The 25,158-nt window shown below is 57.3% G+C and carries 25 protein-coding genes and 1 pseudogene; 17 read left to right on the forward strand and 9 right to left on the reverse strand.

What is annotated here, in order from left to right; translation table 11 throughout:
* Positions 1–166: 166 nt before the first annotated feature.
* Positions 167–1,039 (forward strand): carboxylate/amino acid/amine transporter, encoded by an 873-nt coding sequence (locus JTY93_RS07075; protein WP_029292369.1) that lies wholly within the window; start codon positions 167–169, stop codon positions 1,037–1,039.
* Positions 1,040–1,145: 106 nt separating this feature from the next.
* Here the strand turns inward: JTY93_RS07075 and JTY93_RS07080 are convergent, their stop codons facing one another.
* The gene (locus JTY93_RS07080) at positions 1,146–2,444 is read right to left on the reverse strand and encodes a mechanosensitive ion channel family protein (RefSeq protein ID WP_029292370.1); all 1,299 of its coding nucleotides are present in this window, start codon (positions 2,442–2,444) and stop codon (positions 1,146–1,148) included.
* A 193-nt stretch (positions 2,445–2,637) separates the two neighbouring features.
* Here JTY93_RS07080 and JTY93_RS07085 point away from each other — a divergent pair, with 193 nt between their 5' ends.
* Positions 2,638–3,984, forward strand: a complete 1,347-nt coding sequence (locus tag JTY93_RS07085) for a DEAD/DEAH box helicase (protein WP_029292371.1) — start codon at positions 2,638–2,640, stop codon at positions 3,982–3,984.
* Between the two features lie 48 nt (positions 3,985–4,032).
* Here the strand turns inward: JTY93_RS07085 and JTY93_RS07090 are convergent, their stop codons facing one another.
* Positions 4,033–4,308, reverse strand: a complete 276-nt coding sequence (locus tag JTY93_RS07090) for a hypothetical protein (protein ID WP_205477320.1) — start codon at positions 4,306–4,308, stop codon at positions 4,033–4,035.
* A gap of 155 nt (positions 4,309–4,463) precedes the next feature.
* Between JTY93_RS07090 and JTY93_RS07095 the strand changes: the two genes are divergently transcribed.
* Entirely contained in the window at positions 4,464–4,853 is a 390-nt protein-coding gene (locus tag JTY93_RS07095) for a transcriptional regulator (RefSeq protein ID WP_205477321.1), read from the forward strand.
* Between the two features lie 27 nt (positions 4,854–4,880).
* Here the strand turns inward: JTY93_RS07095 and JTY93_RS07100 are convergent, their stop codons facing one another.
* From JTY93_RS07100 to JTY93_RS07110, 3 genes are all read right to left on the reverse strand, one after another.
* Positions 4,881–5,747, reverse strand: a complete 867-nt coding sequence (locus JTY93_RS07100; protein WP_205477339.1) for a DUF6279 family lipoprotein — start codon at positions 5,745–5,747, stop codon at positions 4,881–4,883.
* A gap of 66 nt (positions 5,748–5,813) precedes the next feature.
* Positions 5,814–6,536 (reverse strand): TorF family putative porin, encoded by a 723-nt coding sequence (locus JTY93_RS07105; protein ID WP_205477322.1) that lies wholly within the window; start codon positions 6,534–6,536, stop codon positions 5,814–5,816.
* Between the two features lie 217 nt (positions 6,537–6,753).
* On the reverse strand, positions 6,754–6,933 hold the full coding sequence (locus JTY93_RS07110; RefSeq protein WP_007946007.1) for a PFL_1563 family small protein: 180 nt from the start codon (positions 6,931–6,933) through the stop codon (positions 6,754–6,756).
* A 333-nt stretch (positions 6,934–7,266) separates the two neighbouring features.
* On the opposite strand from JTY93_RS07110, the gene JTY93_RS07115 reads away from it, so the two are divergent.
* The gene (locus JTY93_RS07115) at positions 7,267–8,103 is read left to right on the forward strand and encodes a CvfB family protein (protein ID WP_029292380.1); all 837 of its coding nucleotides are present in this window, start codon (positions 7,267–7,269) and stop codon (positions 8,101–8,103) included.
* A 66-nt stretch (positions 8,104–8,169) separates the two neighbouring features.
* Positions 8,170–8,577: a DUF2177 family protein gene (locus JTY93_RS07120; protein WP_205477323.1), complete on the forward strand. Its 408-nt coding sequence runs from the start codon at positions 8,170–8,172 to the stop codon at positions 8,575–8,577.
* Here the strand turns inward: JTY93_RS07120 and JTY93_RS07125 are convergent.
* Positions 8,567–9,733 (reverse strand): MFS transporter, encoded by a 1,167-nt coding sequence (locus JTY93_RS07125; RefSeq protein WP_205477324.1) that lies wholly within the window; start codon positions 9,731–9,733, stop codon positions 8,567–8,569. The genes JTY93_RS07120 and JTY93_RS07125 overlap by 11 nt on opposite strands.
* Before the next feature lie 102 nt (positions 9,734–9,835).
* Between JTY93_RS07125 and ptrR the strand changes: the two genes are divergently transcribed.
* The 4 genes from ptrR (at position 9,836) to JTY93_RS07140 (ending at position 12,230) form a co-directional block, all read left to right on the forward strand.
* Positions 9,836–10,729 (forward strand): putrescine utilization regulator PtrR, encoded by an 894-nt coding sequence (gene ptrR, locus JTY93_RS07130; RefSeq protein WP_205477325.1) that lies wholly within the window; start codon positions 9,836–9,838, stop codon positions 10,727–10,729.
* A gap of 139 nt (positions 10,730–10,868) precedes the next feature.
* On the forward strand, positions 10,869–10,991 hold the full coding sequence (locus JTY93_RS29555; RefSeq protein ID WP_003210728.1) for a PA1414 family protein: 123 nt from the start codon (positions 10,869–10,871) through the stop codon (positions 10,989–10,991).
* Between the two features lie 256 nt (positions 10,992–11,247).
* Positions 11,248–11,850, forward strand: a complete 603-nt coding sequence (locus tag JTY93_RS07135) for a peptidoglycan recognition protein family protein (RefSeq protein WP_205477326.1) — start codon at positions 11,248–11,250, stop codon at positions 11,848–11,850.
* A complete protein-coding gene (locus JTY93_RS07140) occupies positions 11,847–12,230 on the forward strand; it encodes a hypothetical protein (RefSeq protein ID WP_205477327.1) in 384 nt (127 codons plus the stop codon). Before JTY93_RS07135 ends, JTY93_RS07140 begins: the two co-directional genes overlap by 4 nt.
* 48 nt (positions 12,231–12,278) lie before the next feature.
* Here the strand turns inward: JTY93_RS07140 and JTY93_RS07145 are convergent, their stop codons facing one another.
* Together JTY93_RS07145 and speB are read right to left on the reverse strand one after the other, a co-directional pair.
* Positions 12,279–13,661, reverse strand: coding sequence for a sodium:solute symporter family protein (locus JTY93_RS07145; protein WP_205477328.1), 1,383 nt, complete (start codon positions 13,659–13,661; stop codon positions 12,279–12,281).
* A 66-nt stretch (positions 13,662–13,727) separates the two neighbouring features.
* Entirely contained in the window at positions 13,728–14,678 is a 951-nt protein-coding gene (gene speB, locus JTY93_RS07150) for an agmatinase (RefSeq protein ID WP_032863463.1), read from the reverse strand.
* A gap of 287 nt (positions 14,679–14,965) precedes the next feature.
* Here speB and JTY93_RS07155 point away from each other — a divergent pair, with 287 nt between their 5' ends.
* The 8 genes and pseudogenes from JTY93_RS07155 to JTY93_RS07190 form a co-directional block, all read left to right on the forward strand.
* Positions 14,966–15,859 carry a LysR family transcriptional regulator gene (locus JTY93_RS07155; RefSeq protein ID WP_205477330.1) on the forward strand — a complete coding sequence of 298 codons (894 nt, stop codon included), beginning with the start codon at positions 14,966–14,968 and terminating at the stop codon, positions 15,857–15,859.
* 2 nt (positions 15,860–15,861) lie between these two features.
* A complete protein-coding gene (locus JTY93_RS07160) occupies positions 15,862–16,467 on the forward strand; it encodes a tRNA-uridine aminocarboxypropyltransferase (RefSeq protein ID WP_169993371.1) in 606 nt (201 codons plus the stop codon).
* A 646-nt stretch (positions 16,468–17,113) separates the two neighbouring features.
* A complete protein-coding gene (speD, locus tag JTY93_RS07165) occupies positions 17,114–17,503 on the forward strand; it encodes an adenosylmethionine decarboxylase (protein WP_205477331.1) in 390 nt (129 codons plus the stop codon).
* Positions 17,487–18,833 (forward strand): coproporphyrinogen-III oxidase family protein, encoded by a 1,347-nt coding sequence (locus tag JTY93_RS07170; protein ID WP_240357275.1) that lies wholly within the window; start codon positions 17,487–17,489, stop codon positions 18,831–18,833. The genes speD and JTY93_RS07170 overlap by 17 nt, the downstream gene beginning before the upstream one ends.
* Positions 18,834–18,916: 83 nt before the next feature.
* Positions 18,917–20,131: an MFS transporter gene (locus tag JTY93_RS07175; protein WP_205477333.1), complete on the forward strand. Its 1,215-nt coding sequence runs from the start codon at positions 18,917–18,919 to the stop codon at positions 20,129–20,131.
* Positions 20,132–20,162: 31 nt separating this feature from the next.
* Positions 20,163–22,238: an Orn/Lys/Arg family decarboxylase gene (locus JTY93_RS07180; protein WP_240357276.1), complete on the forward strand. Its 2,076-nt coding sequence runs from the start codon at positions 20,163–20,165 to the stop codon at positions 22,236–22,238.
* Positions 22,239–22,261: 23 nt separating this feature from the next.
* Positions 22,262–23,344: a DNA polymerase IV gene (dinB, locus tag JTY93_RS07185; protein ID WP_205477334.1), complete on the forward strand. Its 1,083-nt coding sequence runs from the start codon at positions 22,262–22,264 to the stop codon at positions 23,342–23,344.
* A 33-nt stretch (positions 23,345–23,377) separates the two neighbouring features.
* Positions 23,378–23,624, forward strand: a pseudogene (locus JTY93_RS07190) (transposase); the annotation flags it as partial.
* Between the two features lie 168 nt (positions 23,625–23,792).
* On the opposite strand, the gene JTY93_RS07195 reads toward JTY93_RS07190, so the two are convergent.
* On the reverse strand, positions 23,793–25,148 hold the full coding sequence (locus tag JTY93_RS07195) for an HlyD family type I secretion periplasmic adaptor subunit (RefSeq protein WP_169993359.1): 1,356 nt from the start codon (positions 25,146–25,148) through the stop codon (positions 23,793–23,795).
* Between the last annotated feature and the right edge of the window lie 10 nt (positions 25,149–25,158).

A 25,158-nucleotide genomic window follows, 5' to 3' on the forward strand; every position in this document is an offset into this window, starting at 1 on the left:
AATCCACGCAACCCTTCAAGTACGCGTATCGAACCTCCCTTTGCACTTGTTGCTCCTGAGTGCTCCTGCCCGACTGCCGCTTTAGCGAGGTCGGGTTTTTTTTGCCCCGAGTTTCGCCCCGCCGGGAAAAACGCTAATGTCGCGCCCATTCAAATACGAGGCGACCATGGGCTATTTACTGATTGTCACGCTGATCCAGGCGTTTTCCTTCAGCTTGATCGGCGAATACCTGGCCGGTCATGTCGACAGCTATTTCGCCGTGCTGGTGCGTGTGTTGCTGGCTGGGCTGGTGTTTATCCCGCTGACCCGCTGGCGCTCGGTGGAGCCTGCGTTCATGCGAGGCATGCTGCTGATCGGCGCGTTGCAGTTTGGCGTGACGTATGTGTGCCTGTACTTGAGCTTTCGTGTGTTGACGGTGCCGGAGGTGTTGCTGTTCACCATCCTTACGCCGCTGCATGTGACGCTGATTGAAGACGCGCTGAACCGGCGTTTCAACCCGTGGGCACTGATTGCCGCGCTGGTTGCTGTGGCAGGTGCGGCAGTGATCCGCTTTGACCAAATCAGCCCGGACTTCTTCATGGGCTTCTTGTTGCTGCAACTGGCCAACTTCACCTACGCCGCCGGGCAAGTGCTGTACCGACGCCTGGTGGCGCGTCATCCAAGCGACTTGCCGCATTATCGGCGCTTTGGCTATTTCTACCTGGGGGCATTGGCCGTGGTATTGCCGGCGTTCCTGCTGTTCGGCAAGGCCAACTTCTTGCCCGAAGCGCCGTTGCAGTGGGGAGTATTGGTGTTTCTGGGGCTGGTCAGTACCGCGTTGGGCTTGTACTGGTGGAACAAGGGCGCCTGCCTGGTCAACGGCGGCACCCTGGCCGTGATGAACAACCTGCATGTGCCGGTGGGGTTGCTGCTGAATCTGCTGATCTGGAATCAGCATGAACCGTTGGGGCGGTTGTTCCTGGGCGGGGCGGTGATCGTGGCGGCGGTGTGGATCAGCCGGTTGGGTGTGCGCCCGGCTTTAGGGCTTGCCAACCGGTGATGAGTGTTGTGGGAGCGGGCTTGCTCGCGAATACGGTGGGTCAGAGCCAGATATGCTGACTGACATGCCGCATTCGCGAGCAAGCCCGCTCCCACAAGGGTTCAGCTTATAGCGCAGCTTTTTCTGGGGCTGGCAAATGGCTGGCACCCAGCACCGCCGGCAACACCCCGGCCCGCAGGTCATTGCCACTTGGCTGCTGATACAGGCTCAGGCCAAACTCCGGCAACACTGCCAATAGGTAGTCAAAAATATCCCCCTGGATGCGTTCGTAATCCGCCCACGCCGTGGTGCGGGTAAAACAGTAGATTTCCAGGGGCACGCCCTGGGAGGTGGTCTGCATCTGGCGCACCATGCAGGTCATGTTCGGCTGGATATCCGGATGGCTCTTGAGGTACGCCAGGGCGTAGGCACGGAAGGTTCCCAGGTTGGTCATCCGTCGGCGGTTGGCCGAGAGTTGCGCGCTGTGGCCCTGGGCTTCGTTCCAGGCCTTCAATTCTGCCTGTTTGCGGCTGATGTAATCGGTCAGCAGGTGGACCTGGGTCATGCGCACTTCTTCATCGTCGCGCAGGAAGCGCACGCCGGCCGCGTCGATAAACAGGCTGCGCTTGATCCGCCGCCCGCCCGAGGCCTGCATGCCGCGCCAGTTCTTGAACGATTCGGACATCAGGCGCCAGGTGGGGATCGAGACGATGGTCTTGTCGAAGTTCTGCACCTTGACCGTATGCAAGGTGATGTCCACCACATCGCCATCGGCGCCGACCTGGGGCATTTCGATCCAGTCGCCGACCCGCAGCATGTCGTTGCTGGTCAATTGCACGCTGGCGACAAACGACAGCAGCGTGTCCTTGTACACCAACAGGATCACCGCCGACATCGCACCCAGGCCGGACAACAGCAACAGCGGCGAGCGGTCGATCAGCGTGGCGACAATGATGATCGCGCCAAACACGAACAACACCATTTTCGCCAATTGCACATAGCCCTTGATCGAGCGCGTGCGCGCATGTTCGGTGCGGGCGTAGATATCCAGCAGGGCGTTGAGCAGGGCGCTCATGGCCAGGACCTGGAACAGGATGGTGAACGCCAGCGCCACGTTGCCGATGAACAACGCGGCGTTTTTGCTCAGTTCCGGCACCAGGTGCAGGCCGAACTGGATCACCAGGGACGGCGTCATCTGTGCCAGGCGATGGAAGACTTTGTTGTGCCGCAGGTCATTGAGCCAGTGCAGCGCCGGCTGGCGCCCGAGCAGTTTGACGGTGTGCAGGATGAGGTAGCGAGCCACCCGTCCGACAATCAGGGCCACGACCAGCAGCACCAGCAAGGCGATGCTTGAATGCAGCAGCGGATGTTGGTCCAGGGCACCCCAGAGGTCTTGGACGTTGAGCCAGAGCTGTTTGATATCCATGGTTAAACGCGATTCTTCTGTAAGACATGACGGGGCGATTAGAGCATTTAAGTGCTGCAAAGTTGTGCAGGCAGACAAATCACCTGACAAAAAACCATCTGATTGGCCCACTTCGCGTAAAGAGACTCGGCCTGAGCGCCCGAAACCGTTACCCTATGCAGCTGATTTTTTGTATTTCTTCGAGGTAGCACCCGTGTTTTCCCAATTCGCCCTGCACGAACGCCTGCTCAAAGCCGTGGCCGAGCTTAAATTTGTCGAGCCTACGCCTGTGCAAGCAGCGGCCATCCCGCTCGCGCTCCAAGGGCGTGACCTGCGGGTGACGGCTCAAACCGGGAGCGGCAAGACCGCCGCTTTCGTCCTGCCGATCCTTAACCGTCTGATCGGCCCGGCCAAGATCCGTGTCAGCATCAAGACCCTGATCCTGTTGCCTACCCGTGAGCTGGCCCAGCAGACCTTGAAGGAAGTGGAGCGCTTCTCGCAGTTCACCTTCATCAAATCCGGCCTGATCACTGGCGGTGAAGACTTCAAGGTGCAGGCCGCGATGCTGCGCAAGGTCCCGGATATCCTGATCGGCACCCCTGGGCGGATGATCGAGCAACTGAACGCCGGCAACCTGGACCTCAAGGAAGTCGAAGTGCTGGTGCTCGACGAAGCCGACCGCATGCTCGACATGGGGTTTGCCGACGACGTACAGCGCCTGGTCGAAGAGTGTGTCAACCGCCAGCAGACCATGCTGTTCTCCGCCACCACTGGCGGTTCGACCCTGCGCGAGATGGTCGCCAAGGTCCTGAACAACCCTGAGCACCTGCAGGTCAACAACGTCAGCGACCTGAACTCGACTACCCGTCAGCAGATCATCACTGCTGACCACAATGTGCACAAAGAGCAGATCCTCAACTGGCTGCTGGCCAACGAGACCTATCAGAAGGCCATTGTATTCACCAACACCCGGGCCATGGCCGACCGGATCTACGGGCGCCTGGTGGCTCAGGAGTACAAGGCGTTTGTCTTGCACGGTGAGAAGGACCAGAAGGACCGCAAGCTGGCCATCGACCGCCTCAAGCAGGGCGGCGTGAAGATCCTGGTGGCCACCGACGTCGCCGCGCGCGGCCTGGACGTCGAAGGCCTGGACATGGTGATCAACTTCGATATGCCGCGCAGCGGCGACGAATATGTGCACCGTATCGGCCGTACCGGGCGTGCTGGCAACGATGGCCTGGCCATTTCGCTGATCTGCCATGGCGACTGGAACCTGATGTCGAGCATCGAACGCTACCTCAAGCAGTCGTTCGAGCGCCGTACCATCAAGGAAGTCAAAGGTACCTACACCGGGCCGAAGAAGGTCAAGGCCTCGGGCAAGGCCGTGGGCGTGAAGAAGAAAAAGGTCGACGCCAAGGGCGACAAGAAGAAGGCCGGCGCCAAGTCGCCGACCAAGCGCAAGATCGCCAACCGGCCGAAGACCGACAATCTGTCGTTGGTCAGCAAGGACGGCATGGCGCCGCTCAAGCGCCGCAAGCCAGAAGCACCGGCAGCCGAGTAATACGGCGGCGCACAAAAAAACCGGACAATGTCCGGTTTTTTTATGCCTTCAGTTTTTTGCCTTGGCCGCCGCTTCCTTCAATTCCTTGAGCCGCGCCTCGATCAACTGGCACTTGTCGGGAAACTTCGCGCTTTCGGTATCCAGGTCCATTTGCTGCAGTTCATCGTTGATTTCCTTGGCCTTGGTCGGGTTCTGCTGGGTCAGCTTGCTGACTTCCTTGGCCAGTTGCTCACGTTTTTCCGTGGCCTCTTCCGGGGTACAGGCCCAGGCGGGCAGGGCGCTCAACAGGGTGGCGGCGACGGCCAGTTGCATCAGGGTTTTCATGGGTGGACCTCCTTGGCGGTGATAGCCGGTTGAGGGCTACGGCCGGCGAAAAGTTCAGTGCAATCACGCTCGTCCATCCGGCTGAACGGCGCTCGCACACGCCGGTCACAACCTTTGAAGGCCGCCAGTCGGTGTGCCTGCAGGAGGGATTCAGGATGAGTACTTACAATTGGGATCTGATCGAGCGTCTGTTACATGAAGTGCAAAATGGCGAGGGCAGCTTTGCCCCGCGCAAGTATGCCGAGCAGGAAGCCGCCGAGAAGGCCACGGCCGGCGACTTCAACGGCGACCTCGATGCGCTGAAAAAGACCGCAGCCGACTATGAGGCGCTGTTGTTCAAGCGCGGTTTTATCGAGTCCCGTCCAGAGGATCAGGGCGGCAATGGCGAGAACTTCATTTTGACGCCGCTGGGGGCCCGCCTGCTGGCGCTGATCGACAGTTCCATCCCGGGCAACGATCACCCGCGCCAGGTGTTGGACGAGCAGGTGGATGCGCTGGATCCGGCGACGTTCGAGGTCGTGGCCTCCAAAGCGCAAATCGCCTGAGCCGACGCAAACTGTCAAAGCAGTCGCCTAGGTCGCGCTGCCCTTGAGGCACTTGAGGGACTGGAAGTCGCTGCGCACCTTATCGATCCTCTGCACCAGCTTCTGTCGTTGCTGGACCGTGCTTTCGGCCATCACATCCACCAGCAGGCTGCGGGCCGCCGCTTCGGTCTGGGCATAGGCCTGGCGATAGTCCGCAGTCCACAGGCTTTCACGGTCCACCAGCAGTTGCTCCATCTTGCCCGGGAAGTCGCTGCTGGCCCGTTGATTGACTGCCGCGATGAACTGCACCTGCCAATGGGCGCGGTTGCCGATCCATTGCTGGTTCTGCGCACCGAGGGCGGTGGACCAGGCCTGCACACGCTGCTGCTGGCTGGCGCTCAACGGGCCGAGCCAGGCATCCAGGCGTTTGCTCATGCGCGCGCTGCGGTCTTTGATCTGCTGCTCCAGGGGCGGCTTGAGGTATTCGTCCTGGCGTTTACGCAGGTCTTTGGTCAGCGCTTGATCCATCGCCCGTACCTGCTGCTCATCCAGCCCGCGCAACAACTCGATGGCGGATGGGGTGATCTGCCGGGCGACCTCGGCGATTGCCTGCTTGGCTTCGAGGGTGCGGGTTTGCAGGGCGGCATCGCTGACCTGATGGTTGTCGACCATCTGTTGCAGGCGGTCGAGCCAGTCCAGGTAGCCGGGCAATTGGGTGGTGCAGTGCCAGGCGAGGTGGTCCTTGAGGGTGTCGTTGAACCAGCTTTTCTGCCCGGCGTTCATGTCCAGGTAGTCGTTGAGGGTCCAGGGGATGATCACGTCGAGGTTGCGATAGGCCAGGCCCACGCGGTTGCAGCCGGAAAGCAGGACGCTCAGGGCCAGCAAGGCCACCAGGATTCTTAACCGACACAGCATGGGCGAGTCCTTGCGCAGACCAGGGATGTTCATCTGAACTCGCCGGGGGCGTGACAGTTCAGCCCATCAATAAAACGATCGCTCGGCCTTGAGGGTCAACAGGCCATCACATTGCGAATTGTGTCCGGAGTAGGCCGAGCAGTCGCTGCCGCTGAGGCTGGAGTCGCTGTAGATCAGGTCCAGGTCGACGCCCATCCACGGTCGGGAGAATTTCACCGACCAGTCGCTGAAACTGCGAATCGAGCCGCCTTCGACCGATGCCGGGGCGCCTAACTGATGAGTGGTGTACTTCATGCTCACGCCAATGCCGAACGGCTGGGTGCCGCCCAGGTCGGCAAACAGCGTGCTGTCGCGACGATCGGGATCGTTGCCCAATGACACGCCAAACCGATTGCCCAGCAAGTTCAGGCCGCCGTAGAACTCCTGGCTGTCGAGGGGGCTCAGCTTGGGGTAGCTGTAGTGGATCATCCCCAGTTCATAGCCCAGGGTCTGGTCGAACGGGCGCTTGAAGCCCAAATAAGAGTCGACTTCCAGTTTACTGGCGGGCGACAGCCCCATGCTCGGCGAAAACTGGCCGAAATACAGACCGCTGGCGTGGCTCAGGTCGAGGCCACCGTGGAACGAGTTGCTGCTCGCAGAGGTGGGTTTGACCAAGCCCTGGGCCATGCTACGGCTGGGTGTGGTCCCCAGTTTCAAGTCGAAGTCGCCCAGTTCACGCTGGAAAACCTGCGCGTCGGCGAGAGGGCTGGCGAGCAGGGCGCTGACCAGGAAAATGCAGGGCTTGAGCAAGCGTCACTCCATGAAAAGCGAGGAGCAGTAACAGAAGGAATCGGGCAAACGCCCGTTCTAGACGTGTGCAAGCATACCGGCGAAAGTCAGGGGGTGAGGCCCGTTCGTCGATTGGCAGGGTTGAAGGTGTGTCTGGGGGAGGGTGCTGGCTCTAGTCCTAGCGCCTTGATAGGCAAGGCGCTTAGGGACCAGGTGGGGTGCGTAGGCGGCTTTGCGCTTACTTCTTGCCCAGGGTGATCTGCTTGGACGGGCCGAAAGTCTGGCCGCTCACGCCCTTGGCGATCTGCTGGATTTCGCCACCGGACTTGAGGAACGCGGCGATTTGGTTGTTGATCGATTCGCTGGTTTCAACGGCGGGAGCGGGCTTTGCTTTGCTGTTGGATGCTTTTACGCGCATGGCGGCCACTAACCTGTAGAAAATTAACTTGGCCAGACATCGTACATGAAATGCTTGACAATTGCTTGGTAAATATCTCCCAGGAATAAGCTGCGTTATTATAAATACCTAAGTTGGTCTTTGGCTGAGGGCTCTAACTCGCTGTTTTAAATAGAAACCCGAGGAAAAAACCGCACCTGGCCATCAATGCCAGCCTGTGGTCTGACCTGACGAGCGGAGCGATTGGCTAAAATCCCCTGGCAAACCCGCGATTTTTCAGGGTTGCGCGCCTGGACACGGGACCGCCGCCTTCAACTCGGGTAGAATGCCGCCCACGCAATGAGGGTATCGGAAATGGCTTTAGTCGGGCGCTACAACAGTTTGCAAGTGGTTAAACACACTAACTTTGGTTTGTATCTGGACGGTGAGCAAGAGGGCGAAATCCTCTTGCCCAATCGTTATATTCCCAAAGATATTCCCAGTGAAGATGAAGACTGGCTTAACGTTTTTATTTATCTGGACAGCGATGACAAACTTATCGCCACCACTGAAAAACCAAAAGTACAGGTGGGCGAGTTTGCCAGCCTGAAAGTGGTCGAAGTCAACAGCATCGGGGTGTTCCTCGACTGGGGTCTACCCAAGGACTTGCTGCTGCCTTACTCCGAAGAAAAGCGCCAACTGACCGCCGGTGAATACTGCGTGGTGCATGTCTACCTCGACAAGCACACCAAGCGCATCACCGCCACCGCACGCCTGGACCGTTACCTGGACAAGACCCCGGCCAACTACACCGTGGGCCAGGAAGTCGACTTGCTGGTTGCCGAAGCCACTGATATGGGCTTCAAGGCAATCATCAACAACAAGCACTGGGGCCTGATCCACAAGAACGAAGTGTTCAAGTTCCTGCGTCCGGGCAAGGAAGAGAAGGGTTTCATCAAGGAAATCCGCGCCGACGGCAATATCAGCCTCAGCCTGCAACCGGTCGGCGAACAAGCGGCGTCCAGCCTGAACTCGAAGATCCTCGCCAAGTTGCGTGAGAACAACGGTAGCCTGCCGGTCAGCGACAAAAGCGACCCGACCGTGATCAGCAACTTGTTCGGCGTGAGCAAGGGCAACTTCAAGAAGGCTATTGGTGCGCTGTACAAGCAGGGCCAGATCGTGATTCACGCTGATCGCATTGAACTAAGCTGATTGCATCCTGCTCTTGTGTAGGAGTCGCTATCGCCGGCAAGCCGGCTCCTACAGTAGGTTGTCGCCATGGGCAAAAAAGTCGTGTTTGCTTACCTCGGTACGTTATTGGCTTTTTTAGTGCTCGATGGCCTTTGGCTTGGCGTGTTGATGGGGTCGACCTATAAGGCCCTGCTGGGGCCGTTGATGCTTGAACAACCGCGATTGCTGCCGGCGGCGCTGTTCTACTTCCTTTATGTGTTCGGCTGTGTAGCTTTTGTGGTGCTGCCGGCGCTGGCCAGTGGTGGCTGGCAACGGGCCGCCCGCCTGGGCGCCTTGCTCGGGTTGGTCGCCTATGGCACCTATGACCTGAGCAACTGGGCGACCTTGCAAGGCTGGTCGGCGGGCCTGGCATTGATGGACATGGCGTGGGGCACTTTCCTCACAGCGGCCTGTTGCTCGTTGGGGTACGGGGCGGCTTACCGCGTCAGGGGCTGACCCGCGCCCGGCAATCAATCGGTGCCGGGGCCGGTCGTAGCAGCAATGCACCGGCCAGTATCAGGCCACTTCCCGCCACTATCAGCGCCGGCTGCAAGTCGCCGCTGAGGTGACTGCTCAGCGAGGCCAGTAGCGGGCCACTTAACTGGCCCAGGGCAAAACACGCCGTCAGCAGCCCCGTGCTGCGTTGCGCACCGTGGGGTGCGATTTCCCGCAGGCGCTGCATCACCAGTTGCATGCACGCCAGGAACGGCAGACCGCACAGCACCACGCCCAATGCCAAACCCACACCATTGCCCAGCAAACAAGCGAAGACGCCGGCCGCTTGCAGCCATAGGGTGGCCATCAACCAATAGCGTGTAGTGTCGGGGTTGGGCTTGCGCAGGCTGACCAGCAACACACCCAGGGCTGCCGCGAGGCCAAAGCACGGCCAGAACAGGTCCGCCTGCCAGGCGCCCTTGAACTGCGCGCTGGCCATTTGTGACAGGAACGTGGCGGGGATGATGTAGCCCAAGCCAAACAACAGGTAAACCCAGCCCAGATGCGCGATGTTGCCATTGCTCCTGTTAGCCGCGCTGCTGCGCTGCGGCTGTCCCCTGTCCGGCTTGGGCAGGAACGGCAGGATCACCAGCAGCATGACCAGGGCGACCACGCCATATACCAGCCACAACGTCGCCGAATCCTCGCCCAGCAGGTTCGAGCCCAATGCCAACAATCCCGTGAGCAGAATTCCCAACCCAGGCCCGGCAAACACCAGTGCTCCGAGTCGTGGGCGCCCTGTGGCAACCGCCAGGGGTTGGCTCAGGCCGGTGATCATCACCAGCACCCAGGCGCTGGCCACGCCGGTGCCAAAGCGCAACATCAGGTGCGACCAGAAACCGTTGGCCCAGAACGACGCCAGGGTCAGCAGTACACACAGCCACAAACCGCCGAGCAACCGCCCGCGTATGTGGTGATGACTGCGTGCGAACATCGAGTCCACGGCCCCCACGAAATAGCCCAGGTAGTTGGCTGCAGCAATCAGCCCGGCGTCGGTCAGGTCGATTTGCCCTTCACTGAGCAAATGCGGCATCTGCGGGGTAAGGGCGAAGCGGCCAATGCCCATGGCCATCATCAGGGCAATAAAGCTGGCGAGTAAACGGACCAGGGGCGACATGGGCCAAACTCCTGCAAGAAGCGATGACCTCAGGTTAAGGTGGATTGGTATTCAGTAAAAATGAATAATACTGAGCAACTTGTTCAGTTTAGGAGAAGGCCTGTGGAGTTCAGCCAACTGCGTATTTTCCAGGCCGTGGCCGAAGAGGGCTCTATCACCCGTGCGGCAGAGCGTTTGCACCGGGTACCGTCGAACCTCTCGACCCGGCTCAAGCAAATGGAAGAGCAATTGGGTGTCGAGTTGTTCGTGCGCGAGCGCCAGCGCCTGCAGCTATCGCCCGCCGGCAAGGTGTTGCTCGACTACAGCACGCGCCTTTTAGCCCTACATGACGAGGCGCACGGCGCGGTGCAGGGCGGCCATCCAGCCGGGGACTTTGTGCTGGGCAGCATGTACAGCACCGCCGCGATCCATTTGCCGAAATTGCTGGCGCAGTATCACAAGGCTTACCCCATGGTGAACCTGCAGGTGCAATCGGCACCCAGCGGCGAACTGCTTGAGGGCCTGATCACCGGGCGCCTGGATGCGGCGCTGGTGGATGGCCCATTGACCTTGGCGACTCTGGACGGTGTGCCGTTGTGCGAGGAGCGCTTGCTGCTGATCTGCGAGGCGGACCACCCGCCGGTGCGCGGCCCGCAGGATGTGGCCGGGCGCTCGGTGTTCACCTTCCGACGCAGTTGTTCCTATCGGGCGCGCCTGGAAGCGTGGTTTTCCCACGACCGCGTAGCCATGGGGCGGGCCATCGAGATTGAGTCGTATCAAGGCATGCTGGCGTGTGTGATCGCCGGTTCCGGGGTCGCGTTGATGTCCGAATCGATGCTCGACAGCCTGCCCGGTAAGCACAGCGTCTCGATCCATCCCCTGGCCGAGCCGTTTGCCCACGCCACTACGTGGCTGATGTGGCGCAAGGGCATGCTTGGGGCTAATCTGAATGCTTGGATTGACCTGCAGCAAGAGGGCAAGACGCGGCTGCCACAAGAGGCGCGGGCGATTGCCTGACCGCATCGTCAGGATTTGTATCAATTCAGTAATGGTTCGTTGCGGTTTCAGGCAAGCATTACGTGGGACTTAGTACTACTATCTGTAGGAAGCAGCCACAGAATTCCAGCTGCTCGGCACTACCCTCAAAGGGGGCACCATGAAAGAAAAACTGCAAAACTGGCTGCACGACCTCGGCGTCGCACTCGGCTTGATCGAGCCACCGCTGCAACCGGTGCCTATCCGCACCGATGACGAACAACGCCGCCCGCGTCGCAGGTAAGTCCGGAAAAGCGCTCAGGCATTGGTGTTTGGGCGCGATCACTGGTCGCACTTTCCCAGGAACACAGTAGATGGGTGCGCGCTTGTATGTAATAGAACCGCACCAGTCGAAGACCACGTTCCTAAATTAAGTTGCGCTCGCTTTGTCTGACCATGGAACTATTCTGGTCGGACGTTTCCTTTTGTCTGCTCCCTCGACCTTTTCTGTATTTAGACGCTTTATATTCCTGCTCTCTTCAAGGAAGGAAGGCAGGTGTATGTCGTTTGTTAACAGTGATGGGATGCTGATTTCCGACAAAGTGATACTGCGTCGATTTCACGCGATCGAGCATGGGGATTTGCACGGTGTACAGGCTTTAGTTGTCCACCAGACGGATGCACCTACGGCGCAACATACGTTCAATGGCTACCTCGAAAAAGGCAGTGGTGCGCACTTTCTGATTGATAAAAATGGTTTTGTTTACCAGACGGCCAGTTTGAAAAAACGCTGTTACCACGTTGGAAAACTCATTCGCTCGAAGTGCTTGGCGATTGATAAAAAAACGTGTGACAGCGCCCAGATGGCCCGCATTCAAACGTTATCGTGGACTGCGCAGATCAAGGCGTTGGACGCGCATGAGCGAGCCAAAAGCTATCCTGAACGCTATCCCGTGAACTCCGACTCTATTGGCATCGAACTGGTGGGCAAGCACTTGGATACCTCTCGGTATGAGACCGTTACTCCCGCCCAGAACCAATCCCTTCAATGGCTCGTCAACGAGTTGTATGTTCATTTCAACCTGTCCTCGGGTGATGTCTACAGGCACCCGCAGATATCCTATAAAAACCCAGGTGAAGCCAGTAGTGCGGTGTGGGAATGATGACGATCAAAGCGTGGCCGATTGGCGCATTACTCGTTCTTGCGGGATGTACGGATCTGCACAACACCCCCGACCTTGAAAGCATTGTTATCTCTAGCTTCCAATCCCAAGAACCCGAGAGTTGCCGGTCTTCTGACGTGCCACTCGATCCAAGCCGTGTGCAGGCGTTTTTCCAACGGGCGTCGAAGATTGATAGCCGCACCCTGCATGACCGTTACGAGTGGGCACCTTGCTATCTGGAGGGCAGTCTGAAGTACAACGGGCAGGTTTGTATGTGGCAGGTAAGGGCGGGAGCCACTGGGGTCGTCCAGTGTCCGTCGGCAGAGCAGTACTTTACCTGTGAAGAGTGCAGCGACCTGTTTGCAAAACCCGGGGATTAAAAAAACGGATGCGACAACCGACGTCGCACCCGCTGAAGCAAGCTTTACTCAGGCTGCGTCGGCTGCCGTCACCTGTGGCCGACGCGACAGCACACTCACCAGTACAAAACTCACCACGCTCACGCCCAGGCTGTAGTAGATCGGTGTGTTTGCCTCCAGACCATCCTTGATCATGAACACCAGCGACGTGGCAAACCCGAGTGCCATGGCGCTGATTGCCCCTGAGGTGGTGGCGCGTTTCCAGTAGATCGCCCCGATCAACGGGATCAACATGCCGCCGACCAGCAGGTTATAGGCCAGGGTCAAGGCACTGATCACATCGGTGACCACCAGAGCGATTGCCAGTACGGCAATACCGGTCAGCAGGGTGAACAGGCGGTTGATGTTCAGGCTCGACTGTTTGCCGCCGCGCAGGCGTGGCAGCAGGTCTTCGGTGAGCACGGTGGAGGCGGCGAGCAGCCCGGCGCTGGCCGTGGACATCATGGCCGCCAAGGCCGCTGCGATCACCAGGCCACGCAGGCCGTCGGGCAACGACAGTTTGACGATGGCGGCGAAGGCGTTGTTGACGTTGTCCAGGTCCGGGATCAGCACATGGGCGGCCATGCCGATCAGGGCACAGGCCAGGCCGTAGAGGATGCAGTAGAAACCGGCGAAAGTGCCTGCATACTTGGCGACCTTTTCGTCACGGGCGGTAAAGACCCGTTGCCAGATGTCCTGGCCGATCAGGATGCCGAAGAAGTAGATCATGAAGTAGGTGATGATGGTGTCCCAGCCGATGCTGGTGAAGCTGAAACTGGCCGCTGGTAACTTGGCCACCAGCTCATCCCAGCCGCCCACGCGGTACAGGCAGATCGGCAGCAGGATAAACATCAGGCCGACGGTCTTGATCACGAACTGCACGATATCGGTCAAGGTCAGCGACCACATGCCGCCGATGGTCGAATACACCAGCACCACGCCACCGCCCAGCAGGATGGCGGCCCAGAACGGCAGGTCAAATATCACTTGCAATACGGTGCCGATCCCCAGGATCGAGGTCACTGCCAGCATCAGCGCGTAGGCCAGCATGATCAACCCGCTGGCCTGGCGGGCCGTGGGGTTGTAGCGCTGCTCCAGGACCTGGGTCACGGTGAAGATTTTCAGCTTGAGCAAGGGCTTGGCGAGGAACAGGTTCAGCGCGATGATCCCCGCGCCCAGCGCTGCGCAGAGCCAGAAGCCGGAAATACCGTGGACATACCCCAGGCGCACGCTGCCCACGGTGGACGCGCCACCGAGTACCGTTGCTGCCATGGTGCCCATGTACAGCGTCGGCCCCAGGTTGCGCCCGGCGACCAGGTAGTCTTCGTGGGTCTTGGCCCGGCGCATGCCGAAATAGCCGAGCACGAGCATGCCGGCGGCGTAGATAAGTACGACGAATAGATCCAGAGCCATGGTGGCGAGTCTCCAATTATTATTTTTATAGGTGTTCAGGCGCGGGGCACATGGCCCCGCGCTACATCAACGGTGCGTGACGCCAGGCAGCACGCAGAGCATTTCGTACAGCAGGTTGGCGCCCAGCAACGAGGTGTTGCCGGTGGTGTCGTAGGGCGGAGAAACTTCCACCAGGTCACAACCAATCAGGTCCAGGCCCTGGCAGCCACGGATAATCTCGATCGCCTGGATGGTGGTCAGCCCGCCGATTTCCGGGGTGCCGGTACCAGGTGCCCAGGCCGGGTCAATGCCGTCGATGTCGAAACTCAGGTACACCGGGCCGCCGCCGACCTTTTCCCTGACTTCGGCCATCAACGGCGCGAGGGACTGGTGCCAGCACTCTTCGGCCTGGACCACGCGAAAGCCTTGTTTACGGCTCCAGTTGAAGTCTTCGGCGGTATAGCCCTGGGCGCGCAGGCCGATTTGCACCACGCGGTCGCAATCGAGCAGGCCCTCTTCGACGGCACGGCGGAAGGTGGTGCCGTGGGCGATTTTCTCGCCGAACATGTGGTCGTTGACGTCAGCGTGGGCATCGATATGCACCAGCCCGACCTTGCCGTGCTTCTTGTGGATCGCCCGCAGGATCGGCAGGGTGATGGTGTGGTCGCCGCCCAGGGTCAGCGGGATCACGTCGTGCTTGAGGATCTCATCGTAGGACTCTTCGATGATGCGCACGGCGTCCAGCAGGTTGAAGGTGTTGATCGCCACATCGCCGATGTCAGCCACCGACAGTGAGTCGAACGGTGCGGCGCCGGTGGCCATGTTGTAGGGGCGGATCATCACCGACTCGGCGCGGATCTCGCGGGGCCCGAAGCGGGTACCGGCGCGCAGCGAGGTGCCGATATCCAGGGGCACGCCGACAAAGGCTGCATCCAGGCCGGCGGCGGTTTGCAGGTGGGGCAGGCGCATCATGGTGGCGATGCCGGCAAAGCGCGGCATTTCGTTGCCGCCCAGTGGTTGGTGAAAGATCTTGTCCACAGGAATGCCTCATCGATGTTGTGGTTATCAGAGGCCGATTCTGCGAAATGTAGGGCACAGGAAGAATCGCTGCGGGGAAATACTTAGTTCAGATTTTTCTGAACTAATGCCTGGGGTAGACTCCACCGGTGTGCAAAACCTGTTCCCTGTAGGAGCGAGCTTGCTCGCGAAAAACGTTAACGATGACGCGGGCATTTAGAATGTACGCGGCGCTCTCAGGTTTTTCGCGAGCAAGCTCGCTCCTACAGGGAATGGGCCTGTCAGCCGATTTTTTGCCTGGAGGTTCCATGGCCAGCGCCTTGCCCGACCTGAAACTGCTGCGCATCTTCGTCAGCGTGGTCCGCCACCAAGGGTTTGCCAATGCCCAGCACGAGCTCAACTTGTCGACGTCCGCCATCAGCACCTATATGAGCCAGCTGGAAGGCGCGTTGGGCCTGGTGCTGTGCCACCGCGGGCGTGGCGGTTTCAGCCTGACCAGCAAGGGCGAGCTGTTTCACCAGGAAACCTTACGCCTGCTGGCCGAGTTGGAGGGCTTCGAGCAATATGCCGCGGCGCTCAAGGGCGAGTTGCGCGGCACGCTCAAACTGGGCGTGCTCGACTCCACCGTCAGCGACAAGGCCCTGCCATTCGCCGAAGTCATCGGCGCCTACAGCCTTGAGCACCCGGCGGTGCATTTGAATCTGTCGGTCATGAGCCCCTACGAGCTGCAACTGGGGGTCCAGGACAATCGCCTGGACCTGGCCATCGGCGCCTTCTCCAACCGCATGAGCGGGCTGATGTACATGCCGTTGTACCGCGAACAGCACTGGCTTTACTGCAGTTCGCGGCACCCACTGTTCAGCGAGCGGCGCATCCCGGAACAGGTGATTACCCAGCAACGTATGGTTGGGCGCGGCTATTGGAGCCAGGCGGAACTGGCGCGCCATGGCTTCAAACATAGCGCCGCGACAGTGGAAAGCATGGAAGCGCAGCTGATCCTGGTGCTGTCCGGCGCCTACATCGGCTACTTGCCCGAACACTACGCCCAGGCCTGGGCCGACAAGGGCGACTTGCGGGTGCTGCTGCCGGCGACTTTTGGCTATCAGGCGCCGTTTTCGCTGATCATGCGCCGTGGGCGCAGCCGCGAGCCGTTGATCCAGACCTTCCGCGATTTACTCAAAGCACAGCTCAATCAGGCCTGAATATGTCCAGACCCCAATGCCCCCGCTGCCTGCGGCCGACCACCCACTGCCTGTGCGCGCTGATTCCGAACCTGGACAGCCGCACCCGAGTGTTGCTGTTGCAACATCCCAGCGAGGTCAACCATGCACTCAACACCGCGCGTCTGGCCGCGTTGGGCCTGGTGAATGCGCAACTGGTGGTGGGTGAAGTATTCGAGGACTTGCAGAACTTGCTCAATCCGCCTGGGTACCAGGCGCGGCTGTTGTTTCCCGCCGAGGATGCGCAGCCGCTGCAGGCCTACAGCCCATCCGACGAACCGTTGCTGCTGGTGGTGCCCGACGGCACCTGGCGCAAGGCGCGCAAGTTGCTGCACCTCAACCCGCTGCTGGCGGCGTTGCCACGGGTGACGCTGGCTGCGGGCGCGGTGTCCCGTTATCGGTTGCGCAAGGCACCGGGGCCGGGGGCGTTGTCGACGGTGGAGGCGATTGTGCAGGCGCTGCAGGTGCTGGAGGCGCCGCAGTCATTCGAGCCGTTGTTGCGGCCGTTTGAGGCGTTGATCGAGGGGCAGATTGCGGCGATGGGCGAACATATCTACCGCAGGAATCACGGGGATACGAGTTCTGTCTAACGGAGTCAGGAGCAGTGGGGTGGGCTGCTCCAGTCGAGGTCTTGAGGGTCGCTGCATTTAGCGCATTTTGAGCCTGATCCGTGTTGAAGCAGAGGCATTGGACGCTGACTTCAGGTCAGTTACGTGAGTAAAGCAGTGTCGAAATAATGAGGAGAACGCCTACTTTTTTTTGCATGATTTTAGGCCTGCTCTTGTACGAAAAGTCTACTTGATAGCCCTTGCAGGAGGGGGCTTCCCCCCTTGAATGACTACACCCAGAGGCGGCGAGCGCCAGCACTAGTGGAGGATTTGGAGCTAGATTGAGTTTTAGTGTGCGGCTGTAGTTGGCAAGTTGCCGGAATGACATGTTTGGAAATATTTAAAAAAGTATAAGAATTGTCTTGGCTGAAAAAATTTTTTTACATTTTTTCAGACTTTTTTAGTAAAAGTTTCCTGCTAATTTTAAGTTGCCCCGTAACGGCGGGCAACACTTAAACTTGAACAAGGAGCGTATCATGAAATCTGCAATCGACCTGTTTCAAACTGAAGTGACTGGCGTTACTACCAAAGGTGTTTGCCTCTGGTAAATGCAAAAGGGGGAGGGGAGTTAATCTCCCCTTCTCTTTATTTGAAGTATTTCATGCCCAAGGATAGGAGCAATGTTCGTATGGACGACTTTGGTTATCATACGATTTGGGATATCACAGGTGCAGATGCGCGCTTGTTGAAAGATGCGCCGGCACTGCATGATTTCTTCCTCAGTACTTTGCAGCGTTCACGTTTTACTGTACTAGATCATTTGACCCACAAATTCAATGCCGGCGGCGAGGGGGTGACAGGTCTCTATCTACTTTCCGAATCTCACCTTTCCTATCACACCTATCCAGAAAGTCATTACATTAGCATCGACGTCTATACGTGCGGCTCGAATAACCTGTCAATCAATGAAGGAATCCGCGGTTTTTTTGGTGGTGATGTAAAAGTCAAAAGCCGTACGTTGCTTCGTGGCAGCAATGTGGTTGTTACTACAGAGGTGGAAAATGAAACTTGTCAATAATGGATTGATTAAATTCGATTATCAGTTTCCACTGTACAATTTCTTTTTTCCTTCGCAGTCCATGAACGTCTTTCGCCCGAGCGAAACGCAGTTGTCCAACTTGCTGAATGGAGCCAATGCCCAAGCGAAGTCGCGCGCATTATATTTTCATATTCCATTTTGCGAGGCTATCTGCTCTTTTTGTCCGTTTACTCGGGGGTTGTACAAAAATGCAGAGGATATTGATCGTTATACCAAGGCATTGATAAAGGAAATCGAATATAAATCACGGCTGATGGACTTTAAAGCAGTTCCGGTCAGGGCGATATTCTTCGGAGGCGGTACGCCTTCGCTACTCTCACCACAGAATATCAATGATATCGGTGAGGCCTTGCATCGATTTTTCGACATGTCGACGGTTGAGGAATTTTCTTTCGAGTTCAACATCACCAGTGTTACGCGTGAACGCAATGTTGCATTGGCTGACATTGGCGTTACGCATGCGCGCTTTGGTTTACAGACGATTGATCCTACTTGGCGAAAACTGTTCAATCTCAATGAGGATATTGCTGAAATCGAGCGCGCGGCCGATCTGTTGGTGCCCACGTTCGAGCACGTCCTGTGCGACATCATGTACGGTATGAACGGAAGCAATGAGGCTCAGACGCTGGCAGATATCGACAAAGCCGTTGAGTTGGGTCTTAGCAACATAGACATTTATCCGATCAACAACGTCGTCACTTCAGTAAAACTCCACAAGCAAATCAAAGAACGTACTGCTGAAGTTTTCCCGGCAATGCGTAAATTGAACATGAAACTGATGATTGATGAGCACATGCGACAGAAGGGCTACCTGCCTTACAACGGGCATGGCTATGTGCGGCGAACCAGTGCGCAACCGACGTTGATTACCCCAGATTACTCATTTATCTACCATGAGCACGTTTACGGCTATGCCGACCACGACCTGCTGGGTTTTGGCGTCGGCGCGATCTCCTCGGTAGCGGAAAACGTGATCACCAACACCTCGTTGCGCGAACAATATATCGCCAAAATGAGCGCTGGTGATTATGTCTGTCAGGTCAGCCAGCATGCCCCGGTGTTGGATCTGGTCAAGCCGGTTGTACTGCGTCTTCCCTATCACGGAGAAATCGACAAATCCAAGGTGGCGATGAGCCGGCTACCTCAAGGACTCCTGGCGCGTCTGCAGGAACTAGTGGAAGCGGACCTTATCACTGAAACCCCGACAAGCTTTGAACTGACCAAACTGGGCTGGTTGTGGTACAGCAACATTATGTTTTACTTAATTCCAGAAAGTGAACAAAATATCTTGAAAAAAAATAGTGTTTGAGAAGCTTAGTGCCGACGGAAGAGATATCACTCGGGATGAGTTGATTTATTCTGCAGGTTAGAACCACTTGGTAGGCAGTGGATATGCGCGCACTTACACTCAATCATGGAACCCAACGGCTCTCGATCGCTTTTTTTTTCTCGAAATGCGGTGAGTTTGCTTTCGAGACGGCGTTTGCTGTAGCCGTTGTAACGTTGACCGATGCCGATATTCTACTGATGGGCTTGGTCTACTTTTTTCGTTACTTACCCAGTGCATTGTTTTCTCCCATAGGCGGCTGGCTGGCGGATAACGTTGAAAAAAAGTCTACGCTGGTAGTTGTTGAATTAATGAAGTGCGCCTTGGCAGTTGCGATGTTCGTGATGTTCGAGTACTCGCAACCGACGGTGGCGATGGTCATCGTTGCCTCCATGCTCATGACGGCACTTGACTGTTTGTACACACCGACATTTCGTGCTTACTTTCCCGATATTGTGCATAACGATGACTTGCCTTCTGTCAATAGTGCAATACAGGTCATTGAAGATATCTCTTCGATCATTGGTCCGCTTATATTTTCTCTTATTGCAATTGTTCTTGCGCCAAGCTATGCGTTTGCATTTTTCGCGGTAAGTTTGTTGGTGTCGGCCACTTGTATGTTGATGTTGCTGTCGTCTGCAAGAACTACACAAGAGTCTTTCAATATACTGGCTATTTTCAAAGAAGCGACACGCAGCGTTGGCAGTCTGCGAAAATTCAACAAGCCACTCTTTACGGTCATCTGTTGCACTACGTTGTGTGCGATGTTTGCCACTTCAGTAATACGTTTTATATTGCCGGCTGCCGTTATCGAGCATTTTCAGTCGGAAGCGGCTGTTGGTTACATTTATTCCCTGCTTGCCCTGGGTACGGTGATGGGCGGTATGTTGTATGTGAAGTTCAATGCGACGACCACGGCGCGTTCAGTCATTGTCTATTGGTTGTTGTATGGCGTGCTTTTTTTGTCCACGGCTATCGCCTTGCAATTCAATACGTATTTGTTTTTTTTGCTGTTGCTGTGCGTGGGGTTTATCGGTGCGTTCGTCGATATTGCAATTATTACCAATATTCAATGTCTGTCGAATCCACAGGAAGTGGGTAAGAACTTTTCGTTGTATTACTTTACGGCAGTCATTGGCGATGCTATGTCAGGGCTTATCGCGTGCCTTATGTTTCTCATCGTGGGGCCGGCTACTTTTATTGGCATGACGTTCATGCTGTGTGTTGCACCCTTGGGTTGGAGCCTGAGAAGAGATGATGCAGATAAGGATCGTTTGTAGCGCAACCGTCCATCTTGAGGAGCGGCCTGGGGTGGTGGTTGCAGCTTTCGCAGGGAGCCATGATTTGCTGGGGGCTGGCGCGCTGGTTTTGAGCGTGGAAGATGCATCGATAGCGCGCGTAATCGACTGCGTGGAAAAATGGCAGATTCCGTTGTTTGTGATACATCACGACGGGCAAGAGCAGTGCTCTCCCGCACTAGCCAAACTGCAGCCGACTTTGCTACAGGCACCATTATCGGAGCATGCAGCCAATCGCATCATTGATGCCGCCAGAGGCTTCGAATCCAGGGCTCTACCAGCGTTCAGTTCGGCAATCGCGCAGTTTGTGTCAAAGAAACGACCTACGTTTGCCTGCCCAGGGCATCAAGGCGGGCAATGTCTGGATCTGCACCCTGCCGGAGTGCGTTTCAAACAGTTGGTCGGAGCAGAGGTTTTCAGTGTGGATGTGCCCCACGCTGCGCCCGAGCTGGGCGATGTGCTCAGTCATGAAGGGCCGATCAAGCAGGCTGAGGAACTCGCTGCCAAGGTATTTAATGCCGACGAAACCTACTTTGTCCTCAATGGCACCTCGACCGCTAACAAGATTGTCACCAGTGCCTTGCTTACCGAGGGCGACCTTGTACTGATGGATCGGAACAATCACAAATCGGTGTATTTAGGGGCGCTGGTACAAAGTGGCGCGCGTGCGGTGTATCTCGATAATTTCCGCGATGACTGCGGCGTACTGGGCGGCTACCGAAAAGGCGCCTTGCAAGAGGACCAGCTCAGAGCCCGAGCGAGCAAAATAGATGAGGCGAAGGCGCGGCAGGCAAGGCCGTTTCGCCTGGCAATCGTGCAACACGCCACTTGCGACGGTGTTGTCGTGGATGCTGGTGGACTATTGGAACGAATCGGTCACCTGTGCGATTACGTGCTCTTTGATTGCGCATGGTTAGGCTACGAACCATTTGTCGATCTGCTTGCCCACCGATCGCCATTGCATATCCCGTTACTGCCGGATGCCCCGGGTATCATTGTGACGCAGTCTGTCCACAAGCAAATGTCCGGTTTTTCACAAACCTCGCAGATCCATAAAAAGGACAGGCATATCCAGTCCCAGCAGCGCTATTGCTCCAGTCGCGTGTTCAATAGCGCTTTCATGTTGCACTCTTCTACCAGCCCGTTTTATCCGTTGTTCATGTCCTTGGAGGTCAATGCGGCTATTCATGCCGATGGCCACGGTCAACGGCTATGGAGTGGCGCTGTCTCAATGGCCAATGAGTTCAGACGCCAGGTCGATCAGCACTGCACGGTTATCAAGCCGTACTACGGCAACCGGACGCCATCCTACGATCTTGTTTCTCAGGTCTATACGCAGGAATTTTGCCCCGTCAGTCGCGACGCTAACCCAATCGAACGCGGCCTGCATTACCTGGACCCCTGCAAGGTCATGTTCACTACGCGTGCGAATGAGGACGCGATTGCCGACGGGTACGTTTCGATTCCTGCAAGCATCGTCACTTGCTACCTCAGAGAGATGAACTTCACGCCGGAAAAATCCGATTTCTACAACTTCACCCTACTGGTGTCGCCTTCTTCCGACGCAACGCAGTTGACCCGGCTGATGCACTCGCTGGAGCAACTGGAGCGGGCGCTGGCGCAAGGTGATTGGGTCAGCGACGTGTTGCCGTCGCTTGCGAGCAGCGGGCAGGGTTACGCAAACATTTCCTTGCGCGAGTTGTGCTGCGTCATCAACCACCTGTTCCAGCACCATCAGATCCAGCAGCTCCAATCCAACATATTCAGCTCTGTGGCAGCGACGCAGGCCGTGTTGACGCCGTATGCGGCAAACCAAGCCTTCGTACGCGGACGGTCCAGGCTGATCGACATCGCAGATGCCGTTGGTTGTGTGGCGGCTGAAGGGGTCATTCCTTATCCGCCAGGGGTTATGTGCATCGCTCCCGGGGAGTGCTGGAATTCGGCGTTGGTTGGGTACCTCCTGGCCGTGCAAGCCTTGGCCAATCTCTATCCCGACCTTGCACCTCATATCCAAGGGGTTCACTACGGACAACATGATGACGGTACTTTGGCCCTTCAGGTCCATGTACTGGATGACCTATCGGTTTGATATCAATGCGCACAGGACAGTCAATGGCGGGTACTACAGCAGGCGCGAGCGAGCGAAAGTTCATTTATATCGACATGGACTCTTTTTTTGTCTCTGTTGAGCTTCTCGACGCGCCCCATTTAAGTCATTGCCCAGTCGCCGTAGGGGGGACTGCGGCAGAGCGTGGAGTGATCAGCACAGCGAATTACATCGCAAGAAAGTTTGGCGTAAAAAGCGGCATGGCCACCGCCACGGCGCATCGTTTGTGCCCGGATTTGGTACTGCTGCCAACGCGCTTCGAGGCGTATGAAGCGATCACGCGAAAGCTCGACGAGATCTTCCGGCGATATACCGACAAAGTAGAGTTTCAGTCACTCGACGAAGCGGCCCTCGAAGTGACGGGGCAAGCATGCTTCAACGGGTCGGCCACCCATATAGCCGCGCACATTCGCGCCACGGTCCAGCAAGAACTCGGCCTGACGGCCTCTGCTGGAGTGGCTCCGTTGAAATACTTGGCCAAGATTGCTTCGGAAATGCGAAAGCCCAATGGAATGTTCGTCATTACACCGAGTCAGGTGCGTGGATTTCTCGACGAACTGGATGTTCGTAAAATTCCCGGCGTCGGCCCCAAGACCTACGCGGTGCTGGAAAACCTGGGTTGCCGCCAGTGCAAAGACGTTACCGAGGACAAAATTCCGGCATTGATGCGCTATCTCGGCGTGCATGGGTTTTACGTGTGGGAGCGGTGCCAGGGAATCGAAGAGGCGGATGAGGGGGGCAGTGATATCAAGTCTGTCGGCATTGAAAGAACACTGCCCTCTGACTGCGATGCGTTGTGCGATTGCCTGGAGGAGTTGGACCGATTGTCGCAAGGCTTGAGGGAGCGTATTGCAGACATGGGAGATGATTACCTCATCACCAAAAATTTAGTAAAGCTCAAGTTTTCCGATTTTTCGATTTCAACTACAGAGGCGTCGGCCAACAGGCTGTGTACGCACACCGTTCAGTCTCTCTGTCGACTGCTCTGGGATACCCGTCGTGAAGGCAGGTCCGTTCGATTGATCGGGCTTTCGGTAAAAGTCCGGCGAAAGGTTCTGGACGATATTCAAATGGCGTTTCCCTGGTAGCCAAGTTATTAACCTAAGTAGAAGGAGTCTTAAATGGTTAGGCGCTATGAACTTCCCAATTGCGCGTGGAATTCAATCATGGACCTGATGTCGACAACGCAAAAAACGGGTAGACCGCGTCATGACGATCGCCTGATGCTCAATGGTGTACTTTGGATCGTTTGCTCCGGCGCAGCCTGGCGTGATCTACCGGAGCGGTTCGGAGCATGGTCGACGGTGTATCAACGCTATCGGGATTGGCGTGACGACGGCACACTGGAGCAGATTTTGGATCGTCTGTGCGCTGGAGTGAATGAGGGGGAGATGATTGATATGGAAACCTGGACACTCAACCCCGCACTGTTTCGAGAGCAGTTGGCACATCAAAATGCCTGAGCCTTGTGTGCCGCCCAGCGCAAACAGGGCAACGCTGATAACGCAGTGTCGTGTGACGCTGACACATTAACGCTCAACGCTCGCGCATCGCCTCCGTCCTCGCCTTCAACACCGGCTTGAGCAAGTAATCCAGCACGCTTTTCTCCCCGGTAATAATGTCCACCGTTGCCACCATCCCCGGGATGATCAGCAATGGTTTTTTCTCCCCGCCCAAATGATTCTTATCGGTGCGCACCTGGATCAGGTAGAAGCTGTTGCCCTTGTCGTCGGTAATCGTATCGGCGCCGATCAGTTCCAGTTTCGCTGCCAGCCCGCCGTAGATCGTGTAGTCATAGGCACTGAACTTGACCATCGCCTTCTGCCCCGGGTGCAGGAAGGCTACGTCCTGGGGCCGCACTTTGGCCTCGATCAGCAGGTTGTCTTCCAACGGTACGATTTCCACCATGTCGCTGCCCGGTTGGACCACGCCGCCGATGGTGTTGACCTTCAGTTGCTTGATCACCCCATGGACCGGCGAGACCACGGTGGTGCGGCTGACACGGTCATCAATGGCGATGCTGGTGGCGGTGATTTTCGATAGGTCAGTGCGCTTTTCGTTGAGCTCCTTGGCCGCTTCCGAGCGGAAGGTCTGCACCGATTCGTCGATTTTGCTCTTGATCTCATTGATCGCCGACTCCGCCCGGGGGATCGCCAGGGTGGTGGCGTTCAATGAGCCACGGATCTCCACGGCGCTGCGTTTGAGGCGCAGGATTTCCACGGGCGATACCGCGCCGGTGCCCACCAGGGGCGCCGACATGTTCATCTCTTGCTGCAGCAGCGCCAGGCTGGAGCTGAATTGGCCCTGCTTGGAGCGGAACTCCGCCAGCTCCTGGGTTTTCTGCCGCAGTTGTTCGCTCAAGGTCCGCTGTTCGCTGCTCAAGCGCCGCTGGCGTTGTTCGAACAACGAGCGTTCGTCCTCGGCCACTTGCGGGGCCTTGGCGATGACTTCATCGGACAGTTTGAACGGCCGTCCCTCGGCCTCGGCGGACAGGCGTTCGACCTGGGCGGTGAGGGCATAACGGTCGACTTCGCTTTCGCCCTTGTTCGAGCGAAAGCGCGTGTCGTCCAGTTGCAGCAGCTTGTCGCCCTTGTCCACCATCTGTCCTTCGCGCACGTAGATCTGGGTGACGATGCCGCCCTCCAGGTTCTGGATCACCTGCACCTTGCTCGACGGGATGGCCTTGCCTTCGCCCATGGTCACTTCATCGAGCACGGCAAAGTTGGCCCACAGCAGGGCGCAGATGATCAGGCCGGCGGTGAGCCACACGATAATCCGTGAACGGCGCGGCGAGTCCTGTAGCGCAGCACCCGCCAGTTCAGGCATGAATTCGCTGTCGGCGGTTTTGCCAAAACTCTTGAAGTAGCCCGGTGACGAGGGGGTGGCTGACATGGTGGGGCTC

This window comes from Pseudomonas hygromyciniae, assembly GCF_016925675.1.
GTDB lineage: Bacteria > Pseudomonadota > Gammaproteobacteria > Pseudomonadales > Pseudomonadaceae > Aquipseudomonas > Aquipseudomonas hygromyciniae.

Coding starts and splice junctions, on each gene's coding strand:
- JTY93_RS07075 (WP_029292369.1), top strand. CDS start 167: ATGGGCTATTTACTGATTGTCACGCTGATCCAGGCGTTTTCCTTCAGC.
- JTY93_RS07080 (WP_029292370.1), bottom strand. CDS start 2,444: ATGGATATCAAACAGCTCTGGCTCAACGTCCAAGACCTCTGGGGTGCC.
- JTY93_RS07090 (WP_205477320.1), bottom strand. CDS start 4,308: ATGAAAACCCTGATGCAACTGGCCGTCGCCGCCACCCTGTTGAGCGCC.
- JTY93_RS07095 (WP_205477321.1), top strand. CDS start 4,464: ATGAGTACTTACAATTGGGATCTGATCGAGCGTCTGTTACATGAAGTG.
- JTY93_RS07100 (WP_205477339.1), bottom strand. CDS start 5,747: ATGCTGTGTCGGTTAAGAATCCTGGTGGCCTTGCTGGCCCTGAGCGTC.
- JTY93_RS07110 (WP_007946007.1), bottom strand. CDS start 6,933: ATGCGCGTAAAAGCATCCAACAGCAAAGCAAAGCCCGCTCCCGCCGTT.
- JTY93_RS07115 (WP_029292380.1), top strand. CDS start 7,267: ATGGCTTTAGTCGGGCGCTACAACAGTTTGCAAGTGGTTAAACACACT.
- JTY93_RS07120 (WP_205477323.1), top strand. CDS start 8,170: ATGGGCAAAAAAGTCGTGTTTGCTTACCTCGGTACGTTATTGGCTTTT.
- JTY93_RS07125 (WP_205477324.1), bottom strand. CDS start 9,733: ATGTCGCCCCTGGTCCGTTTACTCGCCAGCTTTATTGCCCTGATGATG.
- JTY93_RS29555 (WP_003210728.1), top strand. CDS start 10,869: ATGAAAGAAAAACTGCAAAACTGGCTGCACGACCTCGGCGTCGCACTC.
- JTY93_RS07135 (WP_205477326.1), top strand. CDS start 11,248: ATGTCGTTTGTTAACAGTGATGGGATGCTGATTTCCGACAAAGTGATA.
- JTY93_RS07140 (WP_205477327.1), top strand. CDS start 11,847: ATGATGACGATCAAAGCGTGGCCGATTGGCGCATTACTCGTTCTTGCG.
- JTY93_RS07145 (WP_205477328.1), bottom strand. CDS start 13,661: ATGGCTCTGGATCTATTCGTCGTACTTATCTACGCCGCCGGCATGCTC.
- JTY93_RS07155 (WP_205477330.1), top strand. CDS start 14,966: ATGGCCAGCGCCTTGCCCGACCTGAAACTGCTGCGCATCTTCGTCAGC.
- JTY93_RS07160 (WP_169993371.1), top strand. CDS start 15,862: ATGTCCAGACCCCAATGCCCCCGCTGCCTGCGGCCGACCACCCACTGC.
- speD (WP_205477331.1), top strand. CDS start 17,114: ATGGACGACTTTGGTTATCATACGATTTGGGATATCACAGGTGCAGAT.
- JTY93_RS07170 (WP_240357275.1), top strand. CDS start 17,487: ATGAAACTTGTCAATAATGGATTGATTAAATTCGATTATCAGTTTCCA.
- JTY93_RS07175 (WP_205477333.1), top strand. CDS start 18,917: ATGCGCGCACTTACACTCAATCATGGAACCCAACGGCTCTCGATCGCT.
- dinB (WP_205477334.1), top strand. CDS start 22,262: ATGGCGGGTACTACAGCAGGCGCGAGCGAGCGAAAGTTCATTTATATC.
- JTY93_RS07195 (WP_169993359.1), bottom strand. CDS start 25,148: ATGTCAGCCACCCCCTCGTCACCGGGCTACTTCAAGAGTTTTGGCAAA.